Below are 13,711 nucleotides of genomic sequence, written 5' to 3' on the forward strand. Positions count from 1 at the left end.
AGTACATTACCTTTCTTTTTTTTAGCTGGCTGCCCCGGATCGGAAGGGCTCACATCTCCATGAAAAAGGGGTGGGCCGGATATGACCCGTGGGGTGTTACCGTGCGGGTACTTGCGATTACGATAAATGTCATCCGATGTGGTGGATCCCGTAAAAAAAGGCCTGCCCCGTTCTGTCCCGGAGATGTCGAACCCGGGGAAGATTCGTTCATGGTTCCGTTTTTTTTGGAAGTCGAATCCTAAAAAAATATGATGTGACCCCCACGTTCCCCCCGTCGTAAAGGTATCCCGGGCGGTTCACCACCTCTTCCCTTACAATTTTTTTTCAGCAAAACACACTCCGGTGAATAAGACCGGGATTATTTCCCGGAGAAATGATTTTCATCCCCGGCGCAATACCGGCTCTCAGGAGAAATCATGTTCCGCACCACCCTGAAAATTACCTCTGAACGGGAAGGAGATATCCTCGACATTACCGGCCCTGTACGCGATGCGGTCAGGAAAAGCACTATAAAGACCGGTCTTGTCCACCTCTTCGTCACCCACTCGACCGCAGCCCTTACCACGATCGAATATGAGCCCGGGGTCCTTGCCGATCTCCGGCGCTCCCTTTCCCTAGTAGCCCCGGAGGACCTGCCCTATGCCCACGATACCCGGTGGGGGGATGGCAACGGCCGCTCGCATGTCAGGGCAGCCCTGGTGGGTCCTTCCCTGATGATTCCTCTGGAAAACGGTGAACTGCTGTGCGGTACCTGGCAGCAGCTCGTTCTCCTGGAACTCGATGTCAATGCCGGGCGGGAACGGACAATCATCTGCACGGTTACCGGCGGATAACCCGGTTTTTCCCGGCGTTTTTAACCATGTCTCCGTACTATCCATTGATGAAGACATGGTGTATCCCCCACCAAATTCTTTTATCCCCGTCAACGACATGGTACCAGTATGAGCGATGAGATCCGCGACCGGGTTGCCAGTATGTGCCGGCACCTCGATATTCCCCTGGTGGGTTTTGCGTCTGCCGGACAATGGGACAATCCCCCGTTCGAACCGTGGGTGCCCGCAGAGTTCCGCCCGAAAGCGATCTACCCCGAGACACGGACCGTGATTGTGATCGGCCTGCCGGTGAGCCTTCCGATCCTGGAGACCGCGCCCTCGATCCACTACCACGAACTCTATCGTACCGTCAACAGCCTGCTGGATATGCACGGGTACCGGATTGCCGAAGCCCTGACCCGGCTCGGCCATCCCTCGATCTGGATCCCCCGCGACGGGTACGGGTCCATAGGCATCCTGAAAGAACGGCCGGTTGCCTTCTTCTCCCACCGGCATGCCGCGTACCTTGCCGGTCTTGGCACGTTTGGGATCAACAACATGCTCTTAACGCCGGAGTTCGGGCCCCGGGTCCGGTTTGCCTCAATATTCACGTCAGCAGAGATAACCCCGGATCCGATACGGCAGGACAACCTCTGCACCCGCTGCATGCAGTGCGTGAATGCGTGCCCGGTCAAGGCCCTGGAAGGGCACGATTACCCGGAAAGCCTAACCGAGAAGAAGACCTGTGCGGCCCGGTCTGAAGCCCTCAACAACCGCTTCATCTCCCCGTGCGGGCTCTGCATCAAAGTCTGCCCGGTGGGAGAGGACCGGAAACGGTTCGGTCGCGAGGATATGGCCATGTACCATGAGGATGACACACGTTTTTCTGCCTATCACCAGGCCTGGAAACACGTGCGATCCTACGGGGGACGGTAAACCGGGGACGTTTCCCCGGCATTTTTTATTATTATTTAAATATCAGGAACTCTAATTCACGGGTATGAATTATATTCATCTCTCGCTCCTGCTCGTCCTTATTGTTGGAATTGCTGCGTCCGGGTGTACCAGCCCGCAACCTGCGCCCGCAACCCCGGTCCCGACCGCCCCGCCGTCGATCGTTCCCACAACACCCACCCCCGTTCCCACCCCGGCGTACCCGGCGAATCTTGCCGGCATGTGGGTAGTCAAGACGATGGCAATCCAGGGTGGTTCCGTCCCGCTCACCCCGACAACGGAGATCACCCTTACGTTAAATCCGGACGGTACTCTTACCGGCTACGGTGGCTGCAATAATTACTGGGCCACGTACAACCTGACTGGCGTAATGACCCCGAAAGGCAGCGGCATGACCGTCGGGCCTATCACGACTTCGAAGAAGTCCTGCATTGCAACCTCCAGTCAGGAAACCACGTATCTCCAGGGACTCCAGAATACCGGTGCCTATGTTGTGAACGGCTACCTGTTAACCCTCACCGACAAGTCCCAGAATGCCCTGGTATTCCAGCAGGCAGGCTCAATGGTTACAACCCAGTATTACCCCCAGCCTGCGTAACCTTTTTTTCCCGGCAGCCGGGTAACAACAATTCCGTCAGATCCGAACATGTTCCAAAGGCATTCTCCTGCGGCATTCTGGCATTGCACGCACACGTTTGCCTTGTGCCAGGGCCCCAATACGGAAATACCGGGAACCGGGCCGGGTTTTTTTCGGCCCGGCATCCGATTTATCGAGAGCAATGTAATAACACACATTATAAAAAAATTCATATAGGTTCTCGCTGTTCTATACAATTATCATTGGGAGTGATATCATGGGTGATACCAGCGGAAACGATCCACCATCATCGCTTACACCCCCGTCACTCCCCCGGGAAAACCGTGATAAAAATCCGATATACTCCGTCCTCTACGTTGACGACGAGCCAACCATCCTGGCCCCTACAAAAATCTACCTGGAAAAACACGGGAACTTCCTCGTCGAAACAACCACCAGCGTTCCTGACGCGCTGAATAAGATCAAGAATTTTTCGTACGATGTCATCATCTCCGATTACCAGATGCCTGGCACGGATGGTGTCCAGTTTTTAAAGATGCTCAGGAAAGCCGGTGACCCGGTCCCGTTCATCATCTTTACGGGAAAGGGAGACGAGGACGTTGTTATCGAGGCCTATGCCGAAGGGGCGGATTTCTACCTGGCAAAAGGCGGCAATCCCCGGGCAATGTACGTGGATCTCATCAACAAGATCGAGCAGATCGTCAACCGCCGGAGGGTGGAGAGCGCCCTTAAGGAGAGCGAGGAACTGTTCAGGACATTGTTCAACAACGCCAACGACTCGATCTTTGTCCACGAGATGTCTCCCGACGGACTGCCGGGCCGGTACATCATGGCCAATGATGTCGCCTGCAGCTGCCTCGGGTACACCCGCGAAGAACTGCTCCGGATGAGCCCGCAGGATATTGTTGCGCCAGCCTTTTTAGAAAAAATAGCCGTCTTGTCCCGGACCATTCACAAGCGGGGACACGCCACGTTCGACATAGTGTACAAAAAGAAGGATGGCACCGAGTACCCCGTTGAAGTGAATGCCCACCTCTTTGAACTGCATGCACGGCAGCTCACCCTCTCCGTTGCCCGGGATATCACGGAGCGCAAGCGTATGGAAAACGAGATCCGTTCAAGCGAGCAGCGGCTGCATGCAATCATCGACGGATCTTCCATACCCCAGTTCGTGATCAACCGGAATCACGAGGTCATCTACTGGAACAAAGCGCTGGAAAGCTACAGCGGTATTCAGTCGTATGACGTGCGGTACACGAAAAATCCCTGGAAAGCATTTTATCCCTCGCCCCGCCCGCTTCTCGTGGACCTGCTGGTTGACGGGAAACTGGAGGAAATTCCCATCCTCTATGAGGGGAAATACCGCCGGTCGCGCTATGTTGACGGCGCTTTTGAATTCACGGACTTCTTCCCGAAGTTTGGCAGGACCGGCACCTGGGTTCATGCAACGGCAGTCGTGATCAGGGATGACCAGGGCATCATTATCGGGGCGCTGGAAACCTTTGAGGATATCTCGGACCGGAAAAAAGCCGAGCAGGAACTCATGAGCAGTGAAAAATATCTCAAGACCATCTTCAACTCTGTCCAGACCGGCCTTGTGATAATCGCTCCTGACACCTACACCATCGTTGACGTCAACCCTGCTGCCGAGATGATGATCGGAAAAAAGAAGGTTGACCTCATAGGATCTGTCTGTTCTGCGATCCTCTGTCATACCGATACGAAATGCCCGGTAACCGATCCCGGCAAGAGCACCGATCTCATTGAATGTGTCCTTCTCAATGCCAACGGGAACCGGATCCCCATCTTAAAAACAGTAATGCCGGTCAGTATCACCGGAAAACCCCTGCTGCTGGAGAGTTTTCTGGATATCACTGACCGGAAGCGGGCAGAGGATGCCATGCAGACTGCCTATGCAGAGCTGGAGCAAAAAGTCCGGGAGCGGACCCGGGAGCTCGCCGATACGAACAGAGACCTCCATACGGAAGCCGGCGAGCGGAAGAAAGTGATGGAAGAACTCAAAGTCAGCGAGGAAAAATACCGGTCCCTTGTGGAACAGACCAATGATCTCGTCTTCCAGATCAATAGCGCGGGCGAGATCACCTACATCAGCCCGAATGTCTCGTCTATCCTGGGATATGCCGCGGAAAACGGCCTCGGGAAAAACCCGACAGACTTCATGCCAAAAGACCAGATGGGAATTTTCTCACGGATGCATGAGAGAAATGTCCAGGTCAAAGAACCGATATCCGGCGTTGAACTCACGTTTCTGGACAAACGGGGCATTCCGCATATCTTTGAGATCAACGGTACGCCCCATTTCGGCCCGGATGGCACTTTCATCGGCTTTAGCGGGATTGCACGGGACATCACCGAGAGAAAAGCCCTCCAGGATAAAGTGGAAGCCTCCTTAAAAGAGAAGGAGATCCTCTTAAAAGAGATCCACCACCGGGTGAAAAACAACATGCAGGTGATCTCAAGCCTCCTCAACCTGCAGGCCCGGCTCATCAAGGATGATGCGAGCAGGGAAGTTATAAGGGAGAGCCAGAACCGCGTGATGTCGATAGCCCTTGTGCACGAGAAATTATACCAGTCAAAAAATCTTGCCGAGATCGATTACCTGGATTATCTCAAAAAAATTGCCGATTATCTCATCCAGTCCTACGGGATACTCCCCGGGACCATAGAGATCCGGATTCATGCCGAGAACATCTTTATCCCCATCAACAAGGCGATCCCCTTAAGCCTGATCATCAACGAGATGATGTCCAACTCCATAAAGTATGCCTTTCCCCACAACCGGAAGGGCACGATTGAGGTTGATCTCACAAAAGAGGACGACCGCTTTATGCTTGTTGTGAGGGATGACGGGGTCGGTCTTCCGGAACATGTAATGCTTGACCAGACGGACTCCCTGGGACTGCAGCTCATCAACTCGCTTGTGGGACAGATCCAGGGGACCATCTCCCTGAACCGTACCGCCGGAACGGAATACCGGATTGATTTTACTATTGAACCCAGTGCAGGTGACCATTATTAGTGACGTAAAAATACTCATTGTCGAAGATGAAGCCGTAACCAGCATGGATCTCAGGAGCAGCTTAACCGATCTCGGGTATGTTGTCTGTGGCGTTGCAACAACCGGCGAGATGGCGGTGAAGTATGCCGGGGAGCTCCATCCCGACCTCATCCTCATGGATATCATGCTCGCCGGCAGGATGACCGGGATCGAGGCTGCCGATATCATCCGGGCCAAGTGCCGCACGCCGGTGATTTACCTGACGGCTTACAGTGATGACAGTTTCCTTGCCCGGGCAAAGATCACCGAGCCGTTTGGGTATATCCTCAAACCCTTCCGCGAACTGGAACTCAAGACGAATATCGAGATGGCTCTCTACAAGTACAAGATGGAAAGTGCCCTGCGGATGAGCGAGGAGACGACCCGCGTCCTCTTAAATGCCATTGTGGATATCATGTTCCTAGTCGATACCAACGGAAAGTTCCATGCCGTGAACACTGCTCTTGCCAAACAGGCCGGAAAGAAGGTGAGCGAACTCATTGGTTCGAATGTATCGGAACTCGTTACCCGGGGAATCCTTTCTCCCAAGATGGCGGGATGGAATGTCAACCCTACCCAGGTTATCCCCCGTCACTTTGAAGAAGAATTCAGTGGGAAATGGTTTGATGTCACCCTCTGTCCGGTCCGGAACCCCAAAAACGACATCGTCTTATATGCCGTGTATATAAGGAACATCACCCCTCACAAGAAACACGAGGAGCAGTCCCGGCAGAACGAGGAATATTTCCGGTCGCTTGTTGAAGATACCTCGGACATCATCGCTATCCTGAACAACGACACAACGCTCCGGCATGACAGCCCGTCAATCAACCGCCTGCTCGGGTATTCGGCCGAACACCTTGTGGGAAAACCCTTCTCCATCCTGCTTTCTGAAGAGGAACTGCCCGTCCTCGGTTGCCTCTTTGAGGAGATCATGAGCAACCCGGGAATGGTGAAACCCTTTAACCTGAAAGTGAAAAATGCAGACGGGGAATTTTTCTGCCTGGAGGGCATTATCAGCAACCTCTACGGGAACCCGGTGATCGACGGGATCGTGCTCAATGGCTGGATTAATCCCTGCTAAAAACCGGTTCACGAGAGTATTCTTCGCACAGAAAATCTTTTTTACGCTGGTTTTTAAAAAAATTATTCGGCCGGGCTCATCGTTTCTTTTGGGGTTTTTGGCAGTTCCCGGATCGATCTCCAGAGGAAGTACCCGACGATCCCGAACGTGATGAGGGGCGAGACCCAGAACGGGATGTGAACCCCGAAGCTGTCGATCACCATGATCATCCCAAGGATGAAGATCGAGTACATGGCCCCGTTCTTGAGGTACCGGTATTTCTTGATGTTCTCGACATTCCGGATGGTCAGTTCCCGGACCACAAATGCCCCGATGCCGTTCCCGATGAGGATGAGGGGCACAGCCATCGTGAAGGCGAAAGCTCCCACAACGCCGTCGATGGAGAATGTGGCGTCTATCACTTCGAGATAGAAGATCTTACTCAAATCCGACATGCCCGGGTTGTGCAGCATCTTTGCCTCTGCTATTTCGGCATTCTGCCGGAACCCGTGGACAATGAAAAATGCGGTTGACCCCATCACCGCACCAAACGCCATCAGCGGGTTTTTCGAGAGGGCAAACCAGACAAGACCCGCGAGCAGGACCGAGACTATGGCAAAGAACCAGACCCCTTTTGCAGCAAAGAACTTCTCGCTCTTCAGGCCGTAATTCTTGGTTTCAAGGAAGAGCCAGTGGAAGAAGAGGAAGAGGAGGAATGTTCCACCCCCGATTAAGAGAATCGGCGCTGACTGCTCGATAGCGGCAATCACGAGCGGGTCGCTTGAGAATGTTGCGGTCAGGGCGCCTAACGGGCCGAGTGACGGCGAGGACAGCCAGACAATGAGCCAGGGAAGGAGACCCCGCACGGCAAAGACGGCAATCAGGAGGCCCCAGACCAGGAACCAGCGTTTTGCCCGCTCGCTCATGGTGGAGAGGACTTCGGCATTGATGATGGCGTTGTCAATACTCGTTATCGTCTCGAACAGGACGAGGCCCGCGATGATGATCGTGATGGAGAAGAGGTCCATAAATCAGGAAAATATGGATCGTATCCCGCTATAAACACTCTGGCCATGCCGCTGGAAGTGGGATGACGGTCTGTCGCCAGAGTATCATCCTGTTTTCATGGCTCCCGGTTCACGTCATGAGGAACAACCATAGGTATTTCTTCTGGCTGGCAGAGATTTTTAACGAGCAACCAGGGGATTATATGGTGGCAAAAACCTCGGGTTCGCCCGAAGAAGACCTCTATCGTGATGCGGAGCTTCGGATACGGGAAGCGGTATCCCGCATACGGGCAGCTGAAACCAAAGGGGATCTTGGGATCCTCCTTGCAAAAGAAGTGCAGTCATTCTCCCTCTTCGATCTCCAGATCATTGGCGGGAAACTCAACAGCGAGGTCGAGAGACTTCCGTCCCCGTACCGTGAGGCGATCCGGCCCTATTTCCGCGAGCAGCTCTTCGGGAAACACCACGAGCTCATCAGGAAGTACCGCTCCGGGGTTTTTACCGGCATGAACGAGCCCCTCCGTAACAAAGAATTGTTCCATACGTTCTGCGATATTATCCCGGCCAGCTGCCTTTCCTGGGAGCAGATGCATGACCGCAATCCGAACTTCCACAACCCGAAGAACCGCCTCTTCTATTATCTCGTATCAGCGTTTGCGATGTTCGTGCTCGATGAGCCGGGACACCCGGTGGGGATGCCGTTTCCGGGAGGGTATACCGTGGAAAAGCGGGGCCGGAATTATTACTGCCTGATCCGGGATAAGGAAAAGGAAGTCCCGACATCCATCTGCAACTTCTGCCCAGCCCTCCAGAAAGAGGACTCCTAACGGACCCGGTAATGGCGGATGACCGGCTGCACCGGGTTGCGGGATGAGGAAAAAGAACCGGTGCAGGAAGCTGCACCGGCGTCCGGACGGGCGTTACCAGGCTTCGGGAAATGCCATGTTGGTGTAGATGTCCTCGAGCCGTGCCTTGTGTCCCCGCTCCATGTTGGCGAGCTGGGAGAAGAGGAGCTGGGTTTCGGTGTCAGCAGCCGCTTTTGCAAGCTGGGTATACATCTGCATTGCCTCAAGTTCCTTTTTGATGGCAATGACCAGGCCGTCGAGCGGCTTTAAGTCGATCGTCAGCTTCGGTGACGGGAGGGCATCTCCTACCTTGTAGTCATGCCCTGCAGCGAATTTCATTTTGCCTGCGTCCTTTGAGAGAAAACCCTGCAGGAACTCCCGGTGTTTCTTCTCCTCGCCGGCGAGTTCATCGAAAAGCGCTTTTAGGTTTTTGTCCTTAACCTTGTCGGCAATGCTGCGGTAAAACGTGTAAGCTTCCACTTCCCGGTCAATAGCGGTTGAAATGATCTTCTTTACATCTTCAGTCTTCATGTGCACACCTCTGGTTTTTAAACTCCTATTATGTGCGGTCGCATATAATACCTATGCATCCCTTAAGGATTACCATAAATTATCGTCCCGGTTCACATTCGTTGCGAAAGTGATCGTGCGGGATGCTGAAAGGATTCCAAATGATCCTGGGAGAAACCATTTCACATCCGGCCCGGAAAATGTACCCATGACCGGAAATCACGGGTTGCTTTATACCCTCGCCCTCTTCAAGCAGCGCTATACGCGGGGAACCTCCTGGACCCAGATCGTGCTCAACTTCGGGATTATCACGGCGAACGCAAAACTGTTCGAGGATTTTTTCTACATCCATTTGGGACTCACCCTGCCGATGGTCATTGCGCTCTCGGTGCCCATCTATATTCTCGTCTGTTACATCATCGGCCACTTCGATGAAAAGAGCGGGTTCTGGCAGATCGAGAACAACCTGAACTACCGGGTAACGCCGTATTCAGAAGAGATGCTCCATACCATCCGGGATATCAAGGACTATATCGATAAAAAAGCCTGAACGGGTCCTGTCCCGTGCCCCAGCCCGATTCCTTTTTTGCGGGGCCGGAAACAATCAGGGACGCGCTTTTCGTTGCCATGAATCCGGTTGGAATGCGCAAAAGCGGGAGGCCGGTGAATCACCACATAAAACCGGTGTCCGCCGGTATTCGGGCGGATGGATCCGGTGAAATGCAAAAAGGTAAGAAAATAAGGATCGTGTCAGTCGAGAGGAATCGTTTCCAGCTGCGACACGAGCTCCCAGATCCGTGTCCGCGCATGGATAGGCATATTGGGATCATTGGAGATTTCATCTATCTTGGAGATTGCTTCCGCGGCGCGTAGCCCCATCGCCTTGGAATTGTTCAGAAGCAGCGTCCGGGTCTCATCAGCTACACGCCGGATATTTCTGGGTATCGAACTGTCTTCCTGGATGTGCTGCAGCATCAGGATACAGTTTTCCATAGTTTTTTCAGGGTTGGGCATGGTATCACCTACCGGGTACCTGTAGTTAATATGCGTGACCGGCATATATAGGTTGAATATCAAACCGACGGTGACCTGATGGCTTTAAGAAAAGATGATGAAATTATGGCAGAGTACCTCCTCAAAGGAGGCAAAATGCTTGAAAAGTCCTGCAAGACCTGCGGCTGCCCGCTCTTTGAAGTCAAGGGCAAGACGCTCTGCGTTGTCTGTGCCGAGAACGGGCCTGCACAGAGTGCCGATACGCACTCCCATGCCGCCCCGGCAGCTGCCGCTCATGCCCACAACCATGAACACGGCGAGTCCTGTTCCTGTGGTATGGATCACGACGAGGATTCCTGCGAGTGCGAGAATGGCGATGAGAGCGGGCTCACGGAGGAGCTGGCCTTCACCATCCACTCGCTCTGCCTGCGCATCCAGAACGAGCGGGACCCAAAAGAGGTTCTCACCCTGATGAACGCAGTGAAGAGCGGGACCGAAGCGCTCGAAGTGCTCTGCAGACTCTGATTTTTTTCAACCGGTTCCCCCTCATGGGTTCCTTTTTTGTTTTTTGGATTCCTGACAAAAGGGAGCTGGTCCCGGCATGACGCCTGACCTGCCGGCTTTAAGCAGAACTTCGCTGTCCGGCCGCGTCCTTGTCTGGTACCTTTCCCTGATCGGGTTCTTTGCCATATTCTCGACAACCCTCTCCAAGAACCCGGTCCTCCCCCTCTTTGTCCAGGCATTAGGCGGGGGGGATTCCGTGCTGGGCCTCATTGCAGCGGTATCTCCGCTTGCCGGCATCCTCTTCTCCTTTCCGGTCGGCGTGATTGCGGATCATATCGGGACGCGGCGCCTTCTCGTTGCCTCCGGGGTCATCTTCTTCCTTGCCCCCCTTCTCTATCTCTTCGTTGTCGATCCGCTCTGGCTGATACCGGTCCGGTTCTTCCATGGCATGGCGACAGCAATCCTGGGACCGGTTGTTGCGGCCATCATTGCCTTGCGGTTCCCGGAGGAAAAAGGCGAGATGCTTGGCCGGTATTCCTCCGCAACGCTCGTTGGCCGGACCCTGGCACCGCTTGCCGGGGGGATCATCCTCTCGGTCTTTCTGTTCCTTCCGGGCCTGGTCCCGTACCGGCTGGTCTATGTTGCCGCCGCCCTTGCCGCAGTGCCCGTGCTGTACATGACGCTGGCGTACCGCGAGGAGGAGCCCGGATCGCTTGCGGTGCTCCGGTTCGGAGCGTTTCGGGAGAGCCTTGTGACATTCATCGCAAACCGCCACCTGCGGGCAACGGCAATGGCGGATATGGCCACGTACTTTGTCTTCGGGGCATTCGAGACCTTCCTGCCGGTCTATCTCTTCTCGCTGGGGTTTGGCGCCTGGCAGATTGGCGTCATCTTTGCCGTCCAGGTACTGATTATCGCCGCATCCAAACCGTTCTTCGGCAGGATCGCCGACCGAATTGACAAGCGCGTCCAGATCTGTTCGGGGCTGCTCGTTACCGGCTGCCCGGTTGCCCTGATCCCGTTCACCTCGGACTTCTTCAGTCTTCTCGTGCTGAGCGCGGTCTTCGGGGCCGGCATGTCGCTCTCAACGGTTGCGACCAGCGCGTACGTGGCAGACGTTGCGAAAAAGGAGCAGATCGGCGCATCGATGGGCGCCCTCTCCTCCATCATGGACATCGGGCATTCAGCCGGCCCGCTGTTTACGGGAGTCATCATCACTCTTGCCGGCTATACGGAGGGGTTCCTTGCCGGCTTTGTTCTCACGGTCATCGTCACCGCGATCTTTGTCCTGTCCGTCCGAAACAGAACCCCGGGTTCTTCCGGGTAATGCCGGTATCAGCGGTCACCGTTTTGGGGCAGGGGGTGAGGGGGTGGCTGAAATTTTTTCAAGCGGGTATGGGGGGGTCCGATCGTTTTGGAAAATAAATGGAGGGGGGGTAACCTGAGGACCCCCCACCTCAAATCGGGGAATGCACATCTGTTGCACACGAAACCTGGTTCCCGTTTCTGCAATCTTCCGGTGTGAGCGCCTCCCGCGATGCCCGCTCAAACCTGACCGGGAAAGCCCCCCGGGTCTGAAGTGGGGAGGGGGTCTCCCGCACACCTCCCCCCTATGCAGGAGGGGGGGTTCAATCGTTTTAGAAAATAAATGGTGGGGGGGTCAGCCGGGGACCCCCCCATGAGAGTGTGGGGTTGGGCAGATTACCGAAATAAGATTCCGGTAATTGAAGCTGCCGCGGGCCGCCCTTCTTGACGGCGACAGGGAATCAAAATTTTTTAGAGAGGGAAATTTATTCCCGTTGAATGATTGTTACGAGATCTTACACGATCGAGAACAGATTGATCGTATGTGATTTGTTGATAAATAATTTAAAAATCATTTTCTATTAAATTATGATAAAAACCTTGCTTTTAATCCATTGTGATTACTTTACGCGCAAAACGCCTCGTCGGGTTTTGCGCTACGCACTTACCTGCCCGTAACAATTAATTGTTATTACTCGACGGAGATTATTTCTTTTTGAGTGGATCAGATGCTCCTATCAACGTCTAAATTTTTTTTATCGCAATATACGGTAATAATCAAAAAATGATTTTCTTTTTATGAAATCAGCTCTCTATCTCACGACACATACGCACACAATTATAAAGAAATAAATAATTGGCATTGTGATATTTCCTTCATGGACTTTATTGACGAGATACGGGCGTTTGCGAAAAATATTCCTGCCCTTTCAGAAAAAATTGCCACTGAAGAAGGCACCAAAAATGCACTCATCATGCCATTTATCAGGATTCTCGGATATGATGTTTTCAATCCGAATGAAGTAAATCCCGAATTAATTGCCGATGTTGGAACGAAGAAGGGGGAGAAAGTTGACTATGCGATTATGAAAGAGGGCATTCCTGTAATTCTTGTCGAATGCAAAGCGGTCAATGCAGATTTAGGTAAAGAACATGCATCTCAGCTTTTCCGGTATTTTTCAGTTACTCCTGCTAAAGTTGGAATTCTTACCAATGGTATTGTTTATCAATTTTTCACGGATCTTGAAGCTAAGAACAAGATGGATCAGAAACCCTTCCTTGAAATTAATCTGCTTGACATCAAAGAGCCCTTGATTGCGGAGTTAAAGAAATTCACAAAACAAGGATTGAATCTTGACGAACTTGAAGATACAGCATCACAATTAAAGTACACACGTGAGATAATGCAGATAATCAACAACGAATTCTCAAAACCTTCTGAAGAATTTGTAAAATTTTTTGCAAAACAGGTATATCCAAAAACGTTGACGCAGCAGGCAAAGGATAAATTCACCCTGATCACCAAAGAATCATTGAATCAGTTTTTATCAGAGAAGATAAATGACCGGTTGAAATCTGCGATGGAACCGCCGACACCAATACAACCTTCCGGACAAAACACTGGTAGTTTACCACTACCTGTCGAAGAAGACACAGAAGAAATTATCACAACTGATGAAGAGTATGATGGCTATTATATTGTTAAAGCGATTCTAACGGAAACAATCGATCCTGCACGCGTCGTGATGAGGGATGCAAAATCTTACTGTGCAATCTTGTTTGACGACAATAATCGAAAACCAATTTGCCGGTTTTATTTCAATACCAAACAAAAATCTGTCGGAGTTTTTGACAATGAGACACGGTCTGAAAATAAAATACCAATCAATAACCTGAATGAACTTTTTAAAATGGCAGATCATTTTAAGAAAATTAGTAACTATTCAGCTCATCTCGGACGATCAAACCGGCAGATCAAAATATGAAGCTCACCACAATCAATAATAGATGGCCGTCAACCGTGAAGAGATTCTGAACTTATGCAGAACCAATCCGGAATCCA

The 13,711-nt window shown here is 52.5% G+C and carries 13 protein-coding genes; 10 read left to right on the forward strand and 3 right to left on the reverse strand.

What is annotated here, in order from left to right; all coding sequences use genetic code 11:
* Positions 1–416: 416 nt before the first annotated feature.
* From WC598_RS03390 to WC598_RS03410, 5 genes are all read left to right on the forward strand, one after another.
* Positions 417–833 carry a secondary thiamine-phosphate synthase enzyme YjbQ gene (locus WC598_RS03390; protein ID WP_372960060.1) on the forward strand — a complete coding sequence of 139 codons (417 nt, stop codon included), beginning with the start codon at positions 417–419 and terminating at the stop codon, positions 831–833.
* 108 nt (positions 834–941) lie between these two features.
* Entirely contained in the window at positions 942–1,748 is an 807-nt protein-coding gene (locus WC598_RS03395) for a 4Fe-4S binding protein (protein ID WP_372960061.1), read from the forward strand.
* A gap of 64 nt (positions 1,749–1,812) precedes the next feature.
* Positions 1,813–2,364 carry an META domain-containing protein gene (locus WC598_RS03400; protein WP_372960062.1) on the forward strand — a complete coding sequence of 184 codons (552 nt, stop codon included), beginning with the start codon at positions 1,813–1,815 and terminating at the stop codon, positions 2,362–2,364.
* 256 nt (positions 2,365–2,620) lie between these two features.
* A complete protein-coding gene (locus WC598_RS03405) occupies positions 2,621–5,404 on the forward strand; it encodes a PAS domain S-box protein (protein WP_372960063.1) in 2,784 nt (927 codons plus the stop codon).
* Positions 5,391–6,506: a PAS domain S-box protein gene (locus WC598_RS03410; protein WP_372960064.1), complete on the forward strand. Its 1,116-nt coding sequence runs from the start codon at positions 5,391–5,393 to the stop codon at positions 6,504–6,506. Before WC598_RS03405 ends, WC598_RS03410 begins: the two co-directional genes overlap by 14 nt.
* A gap of 62 nt (positions 6,507–6,568) precedes the next feature.
* On the opposite strand, the gene WC598_RS03415 is transcribed toward WC598_RS03410, so the two are convergent.
* Positions 6,569–7,513: a DUF475 domain-containing protein gene (locus WC598_RS03415; RefSeq protein ID WP_372960065.1), complete on the reverse strand. Its 945-nt coding sequence runs from the start codon at positions 7,511–7,513 to the stop codon at positions 6,569–6,571.
* 62 nt (positions 7,514–7,575) lie between these two features.
* Here WC598_RS03415 and WC598_RS03420 point away from each other — a divergent pair, with 62 nt between their 5' ends.
* Complete coding sequence (locus tag WC598_RS03420; protein ID WP_372960066.1) at positions 7,576–8,319, forward strand: DUF2115 domain-containing protein; 744 nt, start codon at positions 7,576–7,578, stop codon at positions 8,317–8,319.
* A 93-nt stretch (positions 8,320–8,412) separates the two neighbouring features.
* Here WC598_RS03420 and WC598_RS03425 read toward each other — a convergent pair whose 3' ends face one another.
* Positions 8,413–8,868 (reverse strand): ferritin family protein, encoded by a 456-nt coding sequence (locus WC598_RS03425; RefSeq protein ID WP_372960067.1) that lies wholly within the window; start codon positions 8,866–8,868, stop codon positions 8,413–8,415.
* A 187-nt stretch (positions 8,869–9,055) separates the two neighbouring features.
* Here WC598_RS03425 and WC598_RS03430 point away from each other — a divergent pair, with 187 nt between their 5' ends.
* Positions 9,056–9,397 carry a hypothetical protein gene (locus tag WC598_RS03430; RefSeq protein ID WP_372960068.1) on the forward strand — a complete coding sequence of 114 codons (342 nt, stop codon included), beginning with the start codon at positions 9,056–9,058 and terminating at the stop codon, positions 9,395–9,397.
* Between the two features lie 200 nt (positions 9,398–9,597).
* Here the strand turns inward: WC598_RS03430 and WC598_RS03435 are convergent, their stop codons facing one another.
* Positions 9,598–9,861: a UPF0147 family protein gene (locus tag WC598_RS03435; RefSeq protein ID WP_372960069.1), complete on the reverse strand. Its 264-nt coding sequence runs from the start codon at positions 9,859–9,861 to the stop codon at positions 9,598–9,600.
* 78 nt (positions 9,862–9,939) lie between these two features.
* Between WC598_RS03435 and WC598_RS03440 the strand changes: the two genes are divergently transcribed.
* The 3 genes from WC598_RS03440 (at position 9,940) to WC598_RS03450 (ending at position 13,634) form a co-directional block, all read left to right on the forward strand.
* Entirely contained in the window at positions 9,940–10,365 is a 426-nt protein-coding gene (locus WC598_RS03440) for an Sjogren's syndrome/scleroderma autoantigen 1 family protein (RefSeq protein WP_372960070.1), read from the forward strand.
* A gap of 76 nt (positions 10,366–10,441) precedes the next feature.
* The gene (locus WC598_RS03445; RefSeq protein WP_372960071.1) at positions 10,442–11,671 is read left to right on the forward strand and encodes an MFS transporter; all 1,230 of its coding nucleotides are present in this window, start codon (positions 10,442–10,444) and stop codon (positions 11,669–11,671) included.
* Between the two features lie 856 nt (positions 11,672–12,527).
* Positions 12,528–13,634, forward strand: coding sequence for a type I restriction endonuclease (locus WC598_RS03450; protein WP_372960072.1), 1,107 nt, complete (start codon positions 12,528–12,530; stop codon positions 13,632–13,634).
* Positions 13,635–13,711: the final 77 nt, after the last annotated feature.

Origin of the sequence: Methanoregula sp. (assembly GCF_041645475.1) — an archaeon.
GTDB lineage: Archaea > Halobacteriota > Methanomicrobia > Methanomicrobiales > Methanospirillaceae > Methanoregula.